The sequence below is a fragment of the Geodermatophilus sp. SYSU D00700 genome (genome assembly GCF_054050255.1).
In genome coordinates this window covers 1-17121 of sequence record NZ_JBJGZA010000024.1, presented here as the reverse complement: position 1 = coordinate 17121, position 17121 = coordinate 1, and the positions used below count along the sequence as shown (strand labels likewise).

Annotated in this window: 16 protein-coding genes and 1 riboswitch; of the genes, 9 read left to right on the top strand and 7 right to left on the bottom strand. The window is 76.8% G+C overall.

Annotated elements, in window-relative coordinates; all coding sequences use genetic code 11:
• Window positions 1-6 precede the first annotated feature (6 nt).
• On the bottom strand, window positions 7-984 hold the full coding sequence (locus ACI79V_RS16560) for a carbohydrate kinase family protein (RefSeq protein ID WP_456890876.1): 978 nt from the start codon (window positions 982-984) through the stop codon (window positions 7-9).
• 81 nt (window positions 985-1065) lie between these two features.
• Window positions 1066-1749: a CDP-alcohol phosphatidyltransferase family protein gene (locus tag ACI79V_RS16555; protein WP_456890872.1), complete on the bottom strand. Its 684-nt coding sequence runs from the start codon at window positions 1747-1749 to the stop codon at window positions 1066-1068.
• Window positions 1750-1805: 56 nt separating this feature from the next.
• On the opposite strand from ACI79V_RS16555, the gene ACI79V_RS16550 reads away from it, so the two are divergent.
• Together ACI79V_RS16550 and dapA are read left to right on the top strand one after the other, a co-directional pair.
• Window positions 1806-2612: a lipase family alpha/beta hydrolase gene (locus ACI79V_RS16550; RefSeq protein ID WP_456890868.1), complete on the top strand. Its 807-nt coding sequence runs from the start codon at window positions 1806-1808 to the stop codon at window positions 2610-2612.
• A gap of 174 nt (window positions 2613-2786) precedes the next feature.
• Window positions 2787-3689 carry a 4-hydroxy-tetrahydrodipicolinate synthase gene (gene dapA / locus ACI79V_RS16545; RefSeq protein ID WP_456890865.1) on the top strand — a complete coding sequence of 301 codons (903 nt, stop codon included), beginning with the start codon at window positions 2787-2789 and terminating at the stop codon, window positions 3687-3689.
• Here dapA and ACI79V_RS16540 read toward each other — a convergent pair.
• From ACI79V_RS16540 to ACI79V_RS16530, 3 genes are read right to left on the bottom strand one after another with little or no spacing between them, the layout of a single operon-like run.
• A complete protein-coding gene (locus tag ACI79V_RS16540) occupies window positions 3679-4488 on the bottom strand; it encodes an ABC transporter permease (protein ID WP_456890862.1) in 810 nt (269 codons plus the stop codon). The genes dapA and ACI79V_RS16540 overlap by 11 nt on opposite strands.
• Complete coding sequence (locus tag ACI79V_RS16535; RefSeq protein ID WP_456890860.1) at window positions 4485-5402, bottom strand: ABC transporter ATP-binding protein; 918 nt, start codon at window positions 5400-5402, stop codon at window positions 4485-4487. Before ACI79V_RS16535 ends, ACI79V_RS16540 begins: the two co-directional genes overlap by 4 nt.
• Window positions 5399-6499, bottom strand: coding sequence for a transcriptional regulator (locus tag ACI79V_RS16530; protein ID WP_456890859.1), 1101 nt, complete (start codon window positions 6497-6499; stop codon window positions 5399-5401). Before ACI79V_RS16530 ends, ACI79V_RS16535 begins: the two co-directional genes overlap by 4 nt.
• 103 nt (window positions 6500-6602) lie before the next feature.
• Here ACI79V_RS16530 and ACI79V_RS16525 point away from each other — a divergent pair, with 103 nt between their 5' ends.
• On the top strand, window positions 6603-7244 hold the full coding sequence (locus ACI79V_RS16525; RefSeq protein ID WP_456890857.1) for a hypothetical protein: 642 nt from the start codon (window positions 6603-6605) through the stop codon (window positions 7242-7244).
• 9 nt (window positions 7245-7253) lie between these two features.
• Here the strand turns inward: ACI79V_RS16525 and metF are convergent, their stop codons facing one another.
• On the bottom strand, window positions 7254-8186 hold the full coding sequence (gene metF / locus ACI79V_RS16520; RefSeq protein WP_456890855.1) for a methylenetetrahydrofolate reductase [NAD(P)H]: 933 nt from the start codon (window positions 8184-8186) through the stop codon (window positions 7254-7256).
• A 188-nt stretch (window positions 8187-8374) separates the two neighbouring features.
• On the opposite strand from metF, the gene ACI79V_RS16515 reads away from it, so the two are divergent.
• Genes ACI79V_RS16515 through ACI79V_RS16505 form a run of 3 tightly spaced genes read left to right on the top strand, consistent with a single transcriptional unit; the run spans window position 8375 to window position 11897 of the window.
• Window positions 8375-9478 carry a polyprenyl synthetase family protein gene (locus tag ACI79V_RS16515; RefSeq protein ID WP_456876107.1) on the top strand — a complete coding sequence of 368 codons (1104 nt, stop codon included), beginning with the start codon at window positions 8375-8377 and terminating at the stop codon, window positions 9476-9478.
• Between the two features lie 2 nt (window positions 9479-9480).
• Window positions 9481-10971 carry a phytoene desaturase family protein gene (gene crtI / locus ACI79V_RS16510; protein ID WP_456890852.1) on the top strand — a complete coding sequence of 497 codons (1491 nt, stop codon included), beginning with the start codon at window positions 9481-9483 and terminating at the stop codon, window positions 10969-10971.
• Window positions 10968-11897, top strand: a complete 930-nt coding sequence (locus ACI79V_RS16505; RefSeq protein WP_456890849.1) for a phytoene/squalene synthase family protein — start codon at window positions 10968-10970, stop codon at window positions 11895-11897. Before crtI ends, ACI79V_RS16505 begins: the two co-directional genes overlap by 4 nt.
• 58 nt (window positions 11898-11955) lie before the next feature.
• Here the strand turns inward: ACI79V_RS16505 and ACI79V_RS16500 are convergent, their stop codons facing one another.
• Window positions 11956-12294: an Rv2175c family DNA-binding protein gene (locus tag ACI79V_RS16500; protein WP_456890846.1), complete on the bottom strand. Its 339-nt coding sequence runs from the start codon at window positions 12292-12294 to the stop codon at window positions 11956-11958.
• A gap of 52 nt (window positions 12295-12346) precedes the next feature.
• Window positions 12347-12431: riboswitch (ZMP/ZTP riboswitch) on the top strand.
• Between the two features lie 26 nt (window positions 12432-12457).
• Between ACI79V_RS16500 and ACI79V_RS16495 the strand changes: the two genes are divergently transcribed.
• The 3 genes from ACI79V_RS16495 to ACI79V_RS16485 all read left to right on the top strand — a co-directional run bounded on the left by ACI79V_RS16495 (window position 12458) and on the right by ACI79V_RS16485 (window position 16999).
• The gene (locus tag ACI79V_RS16495) at window positions 12458-13915 is read left to right on the top strand and encodes a glycine hydroxymethyltransferase (RefSeq protein ID WP_456890844.1); all 1458 of its coding nucleotides are present in this window, start codon (window positions 12458-12460) and stop codon (window positions 13913-13915) included.
• Window positions 13916-14120: 205 nt separating this feature from the next.
• A complete protein-coding gene (gene pknB, locus ACI79V_RS16490; protein WP_456890842.1) occupies window positions 14121-16121 on the top strand; it encodes a Stk1 family PASTA domain-containing Ser/Thr kinase in 2001 nt (666 codons plus the stop codon).
• Entirely contained in the window at window positions 16118-16999 is an 882-nt protein-coding gene (locus tag ACI79V_RS16485) for a deoxyribonuclease IV (protein ID WP_456890840.1), read from the top strand. Before pknB ends, ACI79V_RS16485 begins: the two co-directional genes overlap by 4 nt.
• Window positions 17000-17121: the final 122 nt, after the last annotated feature.

The following is a 17121-nucleotide window of genomic DNA, read 5'->3' as shown; positions in this document are numbered from 1 at the left end:
CTGGGCTCAGCCCGGCAGGTGGGCCTCGATCTCCGCGGCGGCCTCGTCACCGAAGGCGGCGGCGAACCGCTCGACGAAGGGCCCGCGCCGCAGCTCGTACTCCTGCGTGCCGACCACCTCGACCGCCTCGGTGGCCACCGCCGAGCCGAGCTGGGTGGCCCGCTCCAGGTCCAGCCCCCACATCCGGCCGGCGATGAACCCGGCGCGCAGCGCGTCCCCGCCGCCGGTGGGCTCGACCGGCTTGGTCTCCGGGACGGCGATGACCTCGATCGGGTCCTCGCCCTGCCGGCGGACCAGCACGCCCTGCGCGGCGCGCGTGGTGACCCACGTGCCGACGCGGGCGAGGACCTCCGCGGCGTCCCACCCGGTCTTCTGCATGAGCAGCGCCGACTCGTACTCGTTGGTGAACAGCAGCTCGGCGCCGTCGACCAGCTCACGGATCATCTCGCCGTCGGCCCAGGCCAGCTGCTGGCTGGGGTCGGCGGCGAAGGCGTGGCCGCGGTCGCGGCACTCGCGGGTGTGGCGCACCATCGCCGTCGGGTCGTTGGGCCCGACGACGACCAGGTCGGGGATGCCCACCCGCGCGCAGACCGGGCCGAGCTCGATCTCCCCCGCCTCGCTCATCGCCCCCGAGTAGAACGACGCGATCTGGTTGTTGACCGCGTCGGTGGTGCACACGAACCGGGCGGTGTGCTTGAGCTCGGACCACCGCACGTCGCGGGTGTCCACCCCGTGCCGGGTGAGCCAGGCGTCGTAGTCGGCGAAGTCGCTGCCCACCGACCCGACCAGCACCGGGGCCAGACCGAGCAGGCCCAGGCCGTAGGCCATGTTGGCGCCGGCCCCGCCGCGGTGCTGGATGAGGTCGTCGACGAGGAACGACAGCGAGACGTTCTCCAGCTGCCCCTCGACGAACTGGTCGGTGAACCGGCCGGGGAACGTCATCAGGTGGTCGGTGGCGATGGAGCCGGTGACGAGGACGGGCACGGGGGCTCCTGGGGAGGACGGGCCGACGGCGGGCAGCGCAACCCTAAGAGGCACCGGGGCCGCCCGCGCGCCCCGGCGTCCTCAGTCCGCCAGCGCGCGGCGCAGCGAGACGCCCAGCTGGGCGGTGCCCACCAGCCCGAGCAGGCAGCCGACGGCCGTCCCGGCGGTGACCACCAGCGCGGGGCCGCCGGCCACCCCCGCGAGGTCGTCCAGCCCGGTCACGGCGACGATCCCGGCACCGCCCACGGTGAAGCCGGTCATGGCCACCCGGGTGGGCCGCTCCCACACCGAGATGGCGCCGGTCTCGGCGACGCCGGCCTGCCCGGCCCGGGCGCGCAGGTAGTCGGGCAGCCAGCACAGCGCGCCGAAGGCGGCGGCCAGCCACCCCGGCGCCCCGGCGGCCCACAGCGCTCCCGCGTACCCGGCCTCGGTGAGCCGGTCGACGGCGGAGTCGAGCACGTAGCCGCGGCGCGAGGCCCGCCCGCCGGCCAGCGCCAGCGCCCCGTCGAGGGAGTCGAGCAGGCCCGAGAGCCCGACCAGCAGGCCCGCCGCGACCAGCCACGCCCCGCCGGCCAGCGCCGGGCCGACCGCCGCCAGTGCCACCAGCAGCCCGAGCGCGGTCGCCGCGAGCGGCGGCAGCCACGACACCGCCCGGGCCAGCGTGTACGCCAGCGTGAGCCAGCCGCGGACCAGCCGGCTGGCCGCGGGGTCGGTGCCGCCGTGCCAGCGCGACCACTCGGCGAGGTACTCGTCGCGGCTCAGCACCCGGGCAGTCTCTCCCAGCCCCGACGCCGCCCGGCGCGACCGGGGACAGTGGACCCGTGCCCGCCGGCCCGACCTCCACCCGCCGCCTGCTGCTGGTCCTGCTGGCGCTCGTCGTCACGGCCGCCGTCGCCGCGACCGTGCTCGTGCTCACCGGCCGGGACGGGGACGCCGCACCGGCCGCCCCCGTGTCGGAGGAGGAGCCGGGCCCGGTGCTGCTGGTACCCGGCTACGGCGGCGGCACCGGCGCGCTGGCGTCGCTGGCCGACCGGCTGACCGCGGAGGGCCGCGACGCCACCGTCGTCGCGCTGCCCGGCAACGGCACCGGCGACCTGGCCGCCGCGGCCGACGCGCTGGACCAGGCCGCCGGCGCGGCGCTGGACCGCACCGGCGCGGACAGCGTCGACGTCGTCGGCTACTCCGCCGGCGGGGTGGTCGCCCGGCTGTGGGTCGCGGACGGCGGCGCCGACGTCGCCCGGCGGGTGGTCACCCTCGGGTCGCCGCACCACGGCACCACGCTCGCCGACCTCGCCGTCACCCTCGCCCCGGGCCAGTGCCCCGAGGCGTGCCGGCAGCTGGCCACCGACAGCGAGCTGCTGGCGGCGCTCAACGCCGGCGACGAGACGCCGGACGGGGCGACCTGGGTGTCGATCTGGACCGCGCAGGACGAGACCGTCACCCCGCCGGAGTCCGCCCGGCTCGAGGGTGCCGTGGAGCTGGAGGTGCAGTCGGTGTGCGCCGGCGCGCAGGTCGGGCACGGCGACCTGCCGCGCGACCCGCTCGTGCAGGCGATGGTCGTGGCCGAGCTGGCGGCCGGCGACCCGGTGCCGCTGGGCCCCGCCGACTGCGCCCGCCTCGGCGGCTGAGGGCGGTCCGGCGTACGCGTCCACGATCAGGTGACCTGATCGTGCGGCGTCCTCCCCCACGGTGGGATGTGCGGGAGGACGCGCTGCGGCGCGGGAGGACGCGCTGCGGTGAGGGAGGACGCGCTCCGGTGAGGCAGGACGGCGCCGCGCGCCCGGCTCGCTAGGTTGCCGGCCGTGCCCTCGACCGACCCCCGCCGCCCCTTCGGTGCCCTGCTGACCGCGATGGTCACGCCGATGACCGACGACGGCGCCGTCGACCTCGACGCCGCCGCCCGCCTCGCCGTCGAGCTCGTCGACCGCGGGCACGACGGCCTGGTGGTCAACGGCACCACCGGTGAGGCGCCCACGACGTCCGACCGGGAGAAGGCCGACCTGGTGCGCCTGGTCACCGACGCGGTCGGGAGCCGCGCCGCCGTGCTGGCCGGCGCCGGGTCCAACGGCACCCGGCACGCCGTGGCGATGGCCCGACAGGCCGCCGACGCCGGGGCCACCGGGCTGCTGGCGGTCACGCCCTACTACTCCCGCCCCTCGCAGGACGGCGTGGTCGCGCACCTGACGGCGGTCGCCGACGCCACCGACCTGCCGGTGGCCCTCTACGACGTCCCGGCCCGCAGCGGCGTGCGGCTGACCGCCGGCTCCTACCACCGGCTGGCCGGCCACCAGCGGGTGGTGGCGGTCAAGGACGCCACCGGCGACGTCGCGGCCGCCACCCGGCTGGTCGCCGACACGGGGCTGGCCTGGTACTGCGGGGACGACCACCTGCTGCTGCCCTTCCTCGCCGTGGGCGCCGTCGGGCTGGTCAGCACGAGCGGCCACCTGGTGGGCGACCGCCTGGCGGAGGTCGTCGCGCTGGCCGAGGCCGGCGACCTCGCCGCCGCCCGGAAGGTGTTCCTGGACGTGCTGCCGGTGGTCGACCTGGTGTGCGGCACCGGCAACGGGGCGCTGCGCTCGAAACTGGCGCTGGCACTGCTCGGGCGGCTGCCGTCCGCGGCGGTGCGACTGCCGCAGGTGCCGGCCGGTGACGCCGAGGTCGCCGAGGTCCGGGCGGGGCTGGCCGCGGCGGGCCTCAGCTCGTGACGTCCTTGGTGGTGAAGTTGGCCCACGCCGCGGTCAGCAGCACGCCGACGTAGACCCCCTGCAGCGCCAGCCCGCGGACGACGTCGCGCCACAGCACCGGGTCGCGGAACAGGTCGACGAAGGCCAGCCAGTAGCGCGTGGGCAGGTAGGGCGCGATCGGCGAGGCGGCGTCGAGGGTGAACAGCAGTGACGACGTGACCAGCACCGCCAGCGCCCCGAGCGCGGCGGCCAGCGGCGAATCGGTCAGCGTGGAGAAGAACAGCCCGAACGCGGCGACGCCGAGCATGGAGACGGCGACGTAGCCGACGGCCATCAGCGTCCGGCCGGCCAGCTCCCGGGTGGTCAGCGACGTCCCCGACACCGACGTCCCGGCCGCGGGCCGTGCGTCGAACAGCAGGGTGCCGACGACGTAGCCGACCGCGGCCACCACCACGACGGTGACGACCACGAAGGCCATCACCGCGACGAGCTTGGCCACCAGCAGCCGGGTGCGGCCGGCCGGGCGGACGAGCAGGTAGCGCAGCGTGCCTGCCTGCGCCTCGCCGGCGACGGCGTCCCCGCTGACCACCGCGACCGCGATCGGCAGGAACAGCGGCAGCACGATGGCCAGCGCCGCCAGCGGGAACAGCGCCCCGTTGGTCAGCACGGCGGACAGGAACGGCGGCCCCTCCCCCGGCCGCGGGGTGAGGTCGGTGACCCGCAGCAGCACCGCCACGAGCACCGGCAGTGCGTTGAGCAGGGCGATCGTCGTCCAGGTCCGCGGCCGGCGGAACGTCTTCGCCAGCTCGACCCCGATCACGGCCGGTCCACCCGGTCGGCGCTGCTGCCCGCGGCGGCGAGCACGACCTCCTCGAGCGTGGGGCGCTGCAGCGCCAGGCCGGTCACCGGCACGCCGGCGCCCACCAGCAGCGCGTTGACCTCGGCCGGGTCGGACCCGCGCACGACCAGCCGCCCGCCGTCGGCGTGCAGCACCCGGCCGTCGAGCACCGCGCGCACCCGCTCGGGCGCCGGGGTGTCGACGACGGTGGCGCCGGTGGGTGCGGTCAACCGCGCCAGCTCCTCCTGCAGCACCAGGCGGCCGCGGTCGAGCACGCCCACCCGGCTGCACAGCAGCTCCACCTCGGCGAGCAGGTGGCTGGAGAGGAACACGGTCGTCCCGCCCCGGTGCAGGTCGAGCAGCAGCTGCCGGACCTCGTGGATGCCCTGCGGGTCGAGCCCGTTGGTGGGCTCGTCGAGGACCAGCAGCTCCGGCCGCCGCAGCAGCGCCCCGGCCAGTCCCAGGCGCTGGCGCATGCCGAGGGAGTACGCGCCGACCTTGCGCCGTCCGACCCCGCCGAGGCCCACCTGCTCGAGCACCTCGGCGATCCGCCGCCTCCGCGTGCGGCGCGGGCCGCCCGGGCCGGCGGCGTCGAGCAGCGCCAGGTTGGCCGCGCCGGACAGGTGCCGGTGGTGGGCCGGGCCCTCGACGAGCGCGCCCACGCGCGGCAGCACCCGCCGGCCCGCGCGCGGCATGCGGCCGCCGAGCAGCTCGACCTCGCCGCGGGTGGGCAGCACCAGCCCGAGCAGCATCCGCACCGTCGTCGTCTTGCCCGAGCCGTTGGCGCCGAGGAAGCCGTAGACGTCGCCGGCGCGGACGTCGAGGTCGATCCCGTCGACGGCGCGCACCCGGCCGAACTGCTTCACCAGCCCGCGGGTGCGGATCACCGCGGTCACGGCGCTCCGCCGGGGACCTGCCCGGCGGCCTCGGCGAGCGCGTCGGGCGTCACCGTCCCGGTCAGGACGTACGTGCCGGAGCCGGGCCGCTCCACCAGCATCAGCCCCAGCGGCCCGGCGGCCACCCGAGCGCCCCGGCGGTCCACGACGGCACCGGGGCTGGCGCGCACGGCCGCCTGCAGCCCGCCGGCCAGCCGGGCGGGGACCGGGGCGACGGCGAGCAGCGTGACGCCGCGGCCGTACACCGCGACCGACGACGGCGCGCCCTCGAGCGTCCGCCGCGGCAGGCCGGCCAGCTCCGCGGGCAGCGCCACCTCGGCGAGCCGGCGCCCGGCCTCGGCCAGCAGCCCGCCGGCGTCCTGCCCGTCGCGGACGCGGGCGCCCGGCGGCGGGGCGAAGGCGACGACCCGGGCCGGGGGCTCGGTGAGGTCGAGGTCGAGGAAGCGGGTGTGGAGGGCGGGGGCGTCGGCGCCGTCGGCCACCACCTCCACGGCCAGCGGCAGGCCGGTGGCCGCGTCGGCCCAGACGTCGACCCGGGCCACCGACGCGGCGGCCGCAGCCGGGACCAGCCGCAGGCCCAGCGCGTCGCGGCCGGCCACCCGGCGCGCCCCGATGCGCGACAGCTCGTCGTCGGCGGCCTCCGACAGCAGCCGCCGGCCGAGGGCGGCGGGGACCAGGTCCGGCGGTGCGGGCAGTGCGAGCGGCGCCGGTCCGGTGCGCTCGGCGGTGGACGACTCGTACTCCCACGTCCAGGTGCCGGCCGGGCCGACGTGCACGCCGGTCTCCCCCGCGGCGGTGACGACGTCGACCCGGTGCTCGTCCTCACCGCGCCACCACACGCGCAGCTGGACGCGGTCGCTGAGCAGGTCGGCCACCGCCGGCAGCTGGTCGCTCTCCGGCAGGGTCAGCCCGCCGGCCGAGACCGCGTAGCCGGAGAACCCCACGTCGGCGCTGGCCAGGACGGCGTCGCGCAGGGCGGCCGCGGGGACGTCGGAGTCCTCGGCCGGCAGTGCGGCGACGACGGCCGGCAGCGCGCCCAGGACCGTGAGCAGGGCGGCGAGCACCCCCCACCGGCGGGCGCGCCCGTACCCCGACATGCGCGCCACGGTACGAGCGCCGGGCCAGCCCTCCGGTGCGACGTCGGTCGGCGCAGGGAGCGGGCGCGCATGGAGCGACCGCGGTCAGGGGTACCTCCACCCCATGGCCCCTCCCCTCAGCGACGCCGTCGTCGTCGACGTCCTGCGCCGGGTCGACCGGCTGACCGCGCCCCTCGTGCAGCGGCTGGGCCGCCCGCCCGGGTCGCCGGTGGCCGAGCGCGACGCGTGGTGGGCCGACCGCGCGTCGATGGTGGCCGCCGCGGCCGGCGGGCTGCCCCGGCTGGCCGGGCGGCTGGCCGACCTGCTGCCGCTCCAGAACACCGTCGGCACGGCGGTTCAGTCGCTGGTGGTGCTCGGCGTCGCGGGCGAGCACGGGGTGACCGACCCCGCCGAGCGGGTGTCGCTGCTCTCGCGGGTGCTGCTGGCCCGCGACCTGCCCCCCGACCGGGTGCGCCCGTTGCTGGAGCGGGTGCGCGGCGCCTACACCGAGGCCGCGCTCGGCGCCCGCGAGGAGCGGGCGGGGCTCGCCGGGGCGATCCGCACCATCTGGCGGGCCGCCCGGCTGCTGTCCCGCATCGACGAGGCGCTCGACGCCCGGCCCAAGGGCCGGATCGGCGCGCGGGCCCTCGCGCAGCTGCCCGTCATCGGCGTGGTCGGCGGGTACATGGCCGAGCGGGTGGCCCTGCGACGGGCCGCGCGGATGACCGCGGAGCTGCTCGCGCCCGGCAACCGGGTGCCGGTCTAGGGACCGGTGTCAGGGGGTGGCGGCCAGCGGCGAGGGCACCGAGGTGCCGGTCCGCGGGTCGGTGAGGTTGGCGTACACCTCACGCGTCGCCGTCGACCGGTTCATGGTGATGAAGTGGATGCCGGGCACGCCCTCGTCCAGCAGCCGCCGGCACATCGCCGTCGCCACCTCGACGCCGTAGGCGCGCACCGCCGCCCGGTCCTCGGGCCGGTCGCCGTCGAGCTCGGCGAAGCGGGCGGCGAGGTCCTCGGGGAAAGCCTGGCCCGACAGCTGCACGATCCGGGTGATCTGCCGGGCGTTGGTCACCGGCATCACCCCGGCGATGATCGGCACCTCGCAGCCGGTGGCGGCCACCCGGTCGCGCAGCCGCAGGTAGTCCTCGACGCGGAAGAACATCTGCGTGATGGCGAAGTCCGCACCGGCCCGGCACTTGCGCACGAACATCTCGACGTCGGTGTCGAAGTCCGGGGAGCGCGGGTGCCGCTCGGGGAAGGCGGCCACGCCGACCGAGAAGTCGCCCATCGACCGGATCAGCTCCACCAGCTCGGCGGCGTACTGCAGGCCCTCCGGGTGCTTGACCCACTCGGCCTGCGGGTCGCGGCCCGGCGGGTCGCCGCGCAGCGCCAGCAGGTCGTGCACGCCGGCGGCGGCCAGCCGGCTGACCACGTGGCGCAGCTCGGTGACGGAGTGGCCGACGGCGGTCAGGTGCGCCAGCGGGGTCATCGTGGTCTCCGCGGCGATCCGCTCGGTGACCGCGACGGTGCCCTCCCGGGTGGAGCCGCCGGCGCCGTAGGTCACCGAGACGAACGAGGGCCGCAGCGGCTCCAGCCGGCGCAGCGCCGTCCACAGCTGGGCCTCGCCCTCGGGGGTCTTCGCGGGGAAGAACTCGAACGACCAGGTCGGCCGGGAGGTCGCGAGCAGCTCGCGGACGCTGGCGGTCACGGGGTCCGAGGGTACGGGCGTCCCCGTCGAGCCTCCTGCATCCGTCCGCGCGGCCCGGGGCGAAGGAGATCGGTACCGGTACGGAAGCGGCAGGAGGTCCCGTGAGCGACCACCCGAACAGGACGCGCGCGACTCGGTGGGGCGATACTGGCCGCGTGATCACCGGCGCGGCGGAGCAACGAGGGTCCGTGGTCCGGCCGCTGCCGCCCTCCCTGGCAGCCGCCGACCTGGGCCGCATCCGGGGCGCGGTGTCGGCCGCGCTCACCGGTTTCCTCGAGGAGCAACGGGCCACGCTGGCCGGGATGGATCCCTCCCTCACCCCCGTCGTCGACGAGGTGTGCGCGCTGGCCGACGGCGGCAAGCGGCTGCGCCCGGCCTTCGCCTACTGGGGCTGGCGCGGGGTGGCCGAGGACGTCACCGGCCCGGCCGAGGACGACGCCGCGGTGCTGCGCGCCGTCGCCGCCCTGGAGTTCGTGCACGTCAGCGCCCTGGTCCACGACGACGTCATGGACGGCGCGCTCACCCGCCGCGGCCGCCCGGCCACGCACGTCGGCTTCGCCGCCCGCCACGGCGACGGTGGCCTGGCCGGCGACGGCGACGCCTTCGGCGTGGGCGCGGCGATCCTCGTCGGCGACCTCGCGCTGGTCTGGTCCGACGAGCTGCTGCGCCGCTCGGGCATCTCCGGCCCGGCCCTGGCCCGCGCCCGCTCGGTGTGGGACACCATGCGCACCGAGGTCACCGCCGGGCAGTACCTCGACCTGCTGCGCGCCGCCGGCGGGCTGCCCGGCGCCCAGGGCGCGCTCACCGTCGCCCGCTACAAGAGCGCCGGCTACACCGTGCAGCGCCCGCTGCAGCTCGGCGCGGCCCTCGCCGGCGCCGGCCCGCGCGCCGCCGACGTCTACACCGCGGTCGGCCTGCCGCTGGGCGAGGCGTTCCAGCTCCGCGACGACGTCCTCGGCGTGTTCGGCGACCCCGCCGTCACCGGCAAGTCCGCCGACGACGACCTGCGCGAGGGCAAGCAGACGCTGCTGATCGCGCTGGCCGAGGAGGAGGCCGACGAGGCCGGGCTCCGACTGCTGCGCGAGTGCCTCGGCGACCCCGACTGCGGTGCCGACGAGCTCGACGCGCTGCGCCGGCTCATCGAGGACACCGGCGCGCGGGCCCGGGTGGAGGAGCGGATCACCGAGCGCACCGCCACCGCCCGCGCCGCGATCGCCGACGCGCCCATCGCCGAGGAGGCCCGCGCCGCGCTCGACGCGCTCGCCGTGGCCGCGACCTCCCGGACCGCCTGAGCGTGCGCACCGTCCCCGGGGCGACCGACCGGGTCGTCGTGATCGGCGCGGGCCTGGCGGGCCTGGCCACGGCGCTGCGGCTGCGCGGCGCCGGCCGCGAGGTGACCGTCGTCGAGCGCGCCGACGGGCCCGGCGGGCGGGCCGGCGTCGTCGCCCGCGACGGCTACGTCCTCGACACCGGCCCGTCGGTGTTCACCGCACCCGAGCTGGTGGCCGACACGCTGGCCGCCGTCGGGGAGCGGCTGGAGGACCGGCTGACCCTGGTGCCGCTGGAGACCACCTACCGGGCGCAGTTCGCCGACGGCTCGCACCTGGACGTGCACGCCGACGTCGACGCGTTCGCCGCGGAGGTCGAGGCGCTGGCCGGCCCGGCCGAGGCCGCCGCGCTGCGCCGGTACCTCGCCGACCTCGCCGAGCTCTACCGGCTGCAGCTGACCACCTTCATCGACCGCAACCTCGACACCCCGCTGGACCTGCTCGGCCCGCAGCTGTGGGCGCTGGTCCGGCGCGGCGGGTTCGGCCGGCTGTCGGCGCACGTGGCCCGCTTCTTCGACGACGACCGGCTGCGGCGGCTGTTCAGCTTCCAGGCCCTCTACGCCGGGGTCTCGCCGTTCCGCGCCATCGCCGCCTACGCAGTCATCGCCCAGCTCGACATCGGCGCCGGCGTCTGGCACCCGGTGGGCGGGATCGGCGCGGTGCCGCGGGCGATGGCCGCCGCGGCCGCGGACGCCGGAGTGGTGTTCCGGTTCGGCACGACCGTCGAGCAGCTCGAGGTCCGGGGCCGGCGGGTCACCGGGGTGTGCCTCGCGGGCGGTGAGCGGCTGCCCGCCGACGCCGTCGTCGTCACCGCCGACGTCCCGGAGCGGCTGGTGCCCGGCCTCTCCCGCCGCCGGCCGGTGTACTCGCCCTCCTGCGTCACCCTGCACCTCGGGGTGCGCGGCGAGCTGCCCGGCCAGGCCCACCACACCATCAGCTTCGGGGCCGCCTGGCGCGAGGTGTTCGACGAGCTGACCCGCGACGGCCGGCCGATGAGCGACCCCAGCCTGCTGGTGAGCATGCCCTCGGTCACCGACCGCTCGCTCGCCCCCGACGGCGGGCAGGTGCTCAGCGTGGTCGCGCCCGCGCCGAACCTGGACCCGCACTCGGGCGGCAACCCCGGCATCGACTGGGACGCGCTGACCCCGCGCTACCGCGAGGAGGTGCTCGGCGTGCTCGAGGCCCGCGGCTGGACCGGACTGACCGACGCGATCGAGGTGGAGCACGTGGACACCCCGCTGACCTGGGCCCGGCAGGGCATGGCCGCCGGCACGCCGTTCGCCCTGGCCCACACGTTCGGGCAGACCGGCCCGTTCCGGACGCCCACGCTGCCCCGCCGCGGGCCGGAGAACGTGGTGCTGGCCGGCTCGTCGGTGCAGCCGGGCGTCGGCGTCCCGATGGTGGTCATCTCCGGCCGGCTGGCCGCCGAGCGGATCACCGGGCCGGTGCGGGCATGACCGCCACCGAGCGGCCGCTCACGCAGGCCGAGCGGCAGGCCCGGCTCGACGCCGCCTACCGGTACTGCGCGGCGGTCAACGCCGAGCACGGGAAGAGCTACCACCTGGCCACCCGGCTGCTCACCGCCGACCGCCGTCCGGCGATCCACGCGCTCTACGCCGCCGCGCGGACCGCCGACGACCTCGTCGACCACCCCGGCGCCGACCCCGAGGCCGACCTCGCCGACTGGTCACGGGCGCTGCTGGCCGAGCTGGAGGCCGGCTGGTCCGACGACCCGGTGCGGCTGGCCACGGTGCACACCTACCGCCGGTACGCCATCCCGGTCGAGCACCTCGTCGACTTCCTCGCCGCGATGACCAGCGACCTCACCGTCACCGGCTACGCCGATATCGCCGCGCTCGACCGGTACATGTGGGGCTCGGCGGCGGTGATCGGCCTGCAGGTGCTCCCCGTACTGGGCACCGCGCCCGGGGTGACCCGCGAGGAGGCCGCCCCGCACGCCATCGCGCTGGGCGAGGCCTTCCAGCTGACCAACTTCCTGCGCGACGTCGCCGAGGACGCCGACCGCGGCCGGGTCTATCTGCCCGCCGACGTCATGGCCGCTCACGGCGTGACCCGCGTGCAGCTCGAGGCCAAGCGGTACGACGCCCGGTTCCGGGCGCTGATGCAGGAGATGGTCGCGATCGTGCGCCGCCGCTACGACGACGCCGCTCCCGGGACGCCGATGCTCGCGCCGGAGTCCCGCGACTGCGTACGGGCGGCCACCGCGCTCTACGGCGGCATCCTCACCGAGATCGAGCGGGCCGACTACCGGGTGCTCGACCGGCGGGTGACCGTGTCCAAACCACGCCGGCTCGGCGTGTTCGCCCGCCGGCTCGCGAGCGCCCAGGCCGTGCGGCTCAGGACGCGGCGCCGCCAGGCATAGGAAGCTCTCCGCACGTATCGGTCGCCGATACGTGCGGAGAGCTTCCTGTGCCTGGTCCTCAGAAGGCCAGGGCCTGCGCGCGCCGGGTGACCTCGGTGTGCCGGTCGCCGCGGAGCGCCTCGACGGGCGTCCCCGGCAGCGACTCGTCGGCGCGGAAGAGCCACTCGAACACCTCGGCGTCGCTGAACCCGCCGTCGCGCAGGACGGTGATCAGCCCGGGCAGGTGCCGCAGCACCGCGCCGTCCTGCAGGAAGTCCGCGGGGATGCGGCTGTTGCCGCTGCCGGGCACGGCCAGCAGCTTGCCCTCCCGCACGAGCTGACGGACCTTGTTGGGCGAGACCCCCAGGACGTCGGCCACCTCGGCCGGTGTCATCGTCTGCATCTGGTCGGACGGCACGGTCCGAGCCTAGGACGCAGCCCGGCCGCGGGGCCGTCGCGGGCTAGGATCGGCAGCGGGCCGTGACTGGCGCATCGAGGTGGGGCACCACCGGGGAGCGGCCTGCACCTCCCCCGCCGGGCGCCTGGGCAGAGCCGACCACCGACCGCGCAGGAGCCCTCCCATGACCGACGTGACCCCCGCCTTCGACGCCACCGCCGCCTCGACCGCCTACCGCAGCGCGCTGTCGGTCATCGCCGAGGTCGAGCCGCGGGTCGCCGACGCGATCGGCGCCGAGCTGGCCGACCAGCGCGCCTCGCTCAAGCTCATCGCCAGCGAGAACTACGCCTCGCCCGCGGTGCTGCTGACCATGGGCAACTGGCTGTCGGACAAGTACGCCGAGGGCACCGTCGGCCACCGCTTCTACGCCGGCTGCCAGAACGTCGACACCGTCGAGGCGCTGGCCGCCGAGCACGCCCGCGAGCTGTTCGGCGCCCCCTACGCCTACGTCCAGCCGCACTCGGGCATCGACGCCAACCTGGTCGCGTTCTGGGCGGTGCTGGCCCAGCGGATCGAGTCCCCGGCGCTCGAGCGGGCCGGCGTCCGGCACGTCAACGACCTCACCGACGAGGACTGGGCCACCCTGCGGCACGCCCTCGGCGACCAGCGGATGCTCGGCATGAGCCTCGACGCCGGCGGTCACCTCACGCACGGCTTCCGCCCGAACATCAGCGGCAAGATGTTCGCCCAGTCCTCCTACGGCACCGACGCCGCGACCGGGCTGCTCGACTACGACGCCGTGGCCGCCCGGGCCCGCGAGTTCCGCCCGCTGATCCTCATGGCCGGCTACTCCGCCTACCCGCGCAAGGTCGACTTCGCGCGGATGCGCGAGATCGCCGACGAGGTGGGCGCGACGCTGGTCGTCGACATGTCCCACTTCGCCGGCCTCGTCGCCGGGAAGGTCTTCACCGGCGACTTCGACCCCGTGCCGCACGCCCACGTGGTCACCAGCACCAGCCACAAGTCGCTGCGCGGCCCGCGCGGCGGGTTCGTGCTGGCCCAGCCGGAGTACTCCGACTCGGTCGACCGCGGCTGCCCGATGGTGCTCGGCGGGCCGCTGCCGCACGTCATGGCCGCCAAGGCGGTTGCCTTCGCCGAGGCCCGCCGCCCGCAGTTCGCCGGCTACGCGCAGGCCGTCGTCGACAACGCCGTCGCCCTGGCCGAGGGCCTGTCCCGCCGCGGCGCCCGGCTGGTCACCGGCGGCACCGAGAACCACATCGTGCTGCTGGACGTGTCGACCTTCGGGCTCACCGGCCGCCAGGCCGAGTCCGCGCTGCTCGACGCCGGCATCGTCACCAACCGCAACGCGATCCCGGCCGACCCCAACGGTGCCTGGTACACCTCCGGCGTCCGGCTGGGCACCCCGGCGCTGACCACCCGCGGCTTCGGCGCCGCCGAGTTCGACCGCACCGCCGAGCTCGTCGTCGACGTGCTGTCCCACACCAGCCCGACGGCGACACGCGACGGCTCGCCCTCGAAGGCGAAGTACGCCGTCGACGCGGGTCTGGCCGACAAGACCCGCGCGGCCGCCGCCGAGCTGGTCGCCGCCCACCCGCTCTACCCCGGCCTGACGCTCGACTGAGGCGTCGACGACGCCCGCGCGACGATCAGGTGACCTGATCGTCGGGCGTCCTCCCGCACGTTCCACCGTGAGGGAGGACGCCGCACGATCAGGGACCCTGATCCCCGCGGGCCCTGCCGTGACCGGTGTGACGGGAGGGTGCCCACCGGCACGGCGGTCCGCGTGTGCGGACGGCTTCCGCGGCGGTCGCTCCTAGACTCGTCGCGTGGACACCGCCGTGACCGACCCCGTGGTCGGCCTCGTCCTCGAGGGGCGCTACCGCCTCGAGGAGCGACTCGCGCGCGGCGGCATGTCCACCGTCTACGCCGCCACCGACCTGCGGCTGCACCGCACCGTCGCGGTCAAGGTCATGGCCGAGCACCTGGCGCACGACCCGACCTTCGTCGGCCGGTTCACCCGCGAGGCGCGCGCCGCGGCGATGCTCAGCCACCCCAACGTCGTCTCGGTCAGCGACCAGGGCAGCGACCAGGGCCTGGTGTTCCTCGTCATGGAGCTGGTCCGCGGTCGCACGCTGCGCGACCTGCTGCAGGCGCGCGGCCGGCTCACCGTGGCCGAGGCGTTCGCCGTCCTCGAGCCGGTGCTCGCCGGGCTGGCCGCGGCGCACCGCGCCGGGATCGTGCACCGCGACGTCAAGCCCGAGAACGTGCTCATCGGCCACGACGGCACGGTCAAGGTGGCCGACTTCGGCCTGGCCCGGGCGCTCACCGGCACTGGCCAGACCAGCCACACCGGCGGGGTGCTCATCGGCACCGTCGCCTACCTCTCCCCCGAGCAGCTCGAGCGCGGCCGCGCCGACGCCCGCAGCGACGTCTACGCCGCCGGGCTGGTGCTGTTCGAGATGCTCACCGGTCACCCGCCCTACGGCGGCGACACCCCGCTGGCGGTGGCCTACCAGCACGTGCACCACGACGTCCCGCTGCCCTCCTCGGAGGTGCCGGCGGTCCCGTGGCAGGTCGACGAGCTCGTCAAGCGCACCACCCGGCGCGAGCCGGCCGTCCGGCCGCTGGACGCCGGGTCGTTCCTCGCCGACCTCGAGGACGTGCGCACCGACCTGGGCCTGGCCCGCGTTCCGGTGCCCACCGGCCGCAGCTCGGCGGGCCCGGCCACCATCCGCCCGACCAACCGGCCCGCCCGGCGGCACCCGAGCGAGCCGGCGTCCGACGAACCCGGCACCGCGGTGCTCGGCAGCGGCCGGTCCGGATCGACGGCGGGCGGCCGAGCCGGGCGCACCAGCATGCTGCCCGGCATGGGCGCCGGCCCCACCGCCGACGTCGGCGGCCGCCGTCCCGCGCCGGCGCTGCGGCCGGGCCTGGCGCCGCACCTGCGCCGTCGCCGGGCGCGGCTGGCGCTGGCCGTCGTGCTGCTCCTCGCCGTCACCGTCGGTGCGGTCGGCTGGTGGATGGGCTCGGGCCGCTGGACGCAGGTGCCCGAGATCGTGGGCAGCGACCGCGCGGCCGCCGTCGACCTGCTGCAGGGCGCCGACCTGGACCCGGTGTTCGCCGAGGACCAGTTCAGCGAGGACGTGCCCGAGGGCGTGGTCATCTCCGCCGACCCCGAGGGCGGCGAGGCCATCCGCGGTACCGACGTCGAGCTGGTCGTGTCCAAGGGTCCCGAGCGCTTCACCGTCGACCCCGCGCTGGTGGGCCAGCCGATCGAGACCGTCCGGGACCGGCTGGGGGGCGTCCCGATCGTCCTCACCGAGACCGAGGTGTACGACGAGGAGGTGCCGGCCGGCGCGGTCACCGGCTTCGACCCCGAGCCGGGCACCGAGCTGCGCCGTGACCAGCCGGTCACGGTCTCGGTCAGCCTCGGCCGGGCGCCGGTCGGCGTGCCGAACGTGGTCGGCCAGGGCGCCGACGCCGCGCAGGCCAACCTGGAGGACCTCGGCTTCACCGTCGTGCGCACCGAGGGCCGCAGCGCCGACGTCGCCACCGGCGCGGTCATGGCGGTGAGCCCGGCGCCGGGGCAGGAGGCCCCCTACGGCAGCGAGGTCACCATCCAGGTGTCGATCGGCGTCCCGCAGGTCACCGTCCCCGACGTGACCGGGCAGCGGGCGGCCGACGCCACCGCCGCGCTCGAGGCGGCGGGTCTGCAGGTCACCACGTCGACCTTCATCACCGGCGACCGGGTGTACCGGCAGAGCCCCGCCGGGGGCACCGTCGTCGACCAGGGCAGCGAGGTCAGCCTGCTGCTCAGCTTCGGGTGAGCGCGACCCCCGTCGGGGCGCACATCCAGGTGGCCGGGGGCCTGGCCACCGGCGGGCTGCGCTACACCGACGACGTCGGCGCGCAGGCGGTGCAGGTGTTCGTCGGCAATCCCCGCGGCTGGCGGCGCAGCGCCGGTGACCCCGCGCAGGACGCGGCCTTCGTCGCGGGGCTGGCCGAGCGCGGTGTGCCGGCGTTCGTGCACACGCCGTTCCTGGTCAACGTCGGTTCCCCGACCCCGGCCACCGTCGACCGCTCCGTCGAGGTGATCGCCGCCGACCTCGCCCGCGGCGTGCAGCTCGGCGCGCGCGGCGTCGTCGTGCACGCCGGGTCGGCCGTCGACGAGGACCGCTACGAGGCGGCGCTGCGGCAGCTGCGGGAGCGGCTGCTGCCGGTGCTCGACGCGCTCCCCGACAACGGCCCGCGGCTGCTGGTCGAGCCCACCGCGGGCGGCGGCCGGTCGCTGGCGGCCACCGTCGAGGACCTCGGCCCCTACCTCGCGGCGCTGGACATGCACCCGCGGGTCGGCGTCTGCCTGGACACCTGCCACGCGTGGGCCGCCGGGCACGACCTGGCCACCCCCGGCGGGACGACGGCGGTCCTCGACGCGCTGGAGGCCACCGTGGGCCCCGGCCGGCTGGGCCTGGTGCACGCCAACGACTCCCTCGACGAGTGCGGCTCCAAGCGCGACCGGCACACCACGATCGGCGAGGGCTCCATCGGGGTGGCCGCGTTCGCCGAGCTCATGACCCACCCGTCGATGGCCGGCGTGCCGGTGGTGGTCGAGACCCCCAGCGCCGACCGCGGCCACGCCCGCGACATCGCCCTGTTGTGCGCCCTGCGCGACGGCCGCGCCGTCCCCGAGGCCACCGCCGCCTGAGCCCGCGGCCGCCCCTCCCGGGGGGGGGGGGGGGGGGGGGGGGGGGGGCGGCCGGGGGGCGGGGCGTGCGGCGGGGGGGGGCCCCTTGCCGGGGCGGCGCCCCCCCCGCGGGGCCCCGGCCG

What these genes read in the sequence shown, in the direction of transcription:
- ACI79V_RS16525 (WP_456890857.1), top strand. Translation starts at nt 6,603, where the DNA reads ATGGCCCCTCCCCTCAGCGACGCCGTCGTCGTCGACGTCCTGCGCCGG.
- ACI79V_RS16505 (WP_456890849.1), top strand. Translation starts at nt 10,968, where the DNA reads ATGACCGCCACCGAGCGGCCGCTCACGCAGGCCGAGCGGCAGGCCCGG.
- ACI79V_RS16495 (WP_456890844.1), top strand. Translation starts at nt 12,458, where the DNA reads ATGACCGACGTGACCCCCGCCTTCGACGCCACCGCCGCCTCGACCGCC.
- ACI79V_RS16530 (WP_456890859.1), bottom strand. Translation starts at nt 6,499, where the DNA reads ATGTCGGGGTACGGGCGCGCCCGCCGGTGGGGGGTGCTCGCCGCCCTG.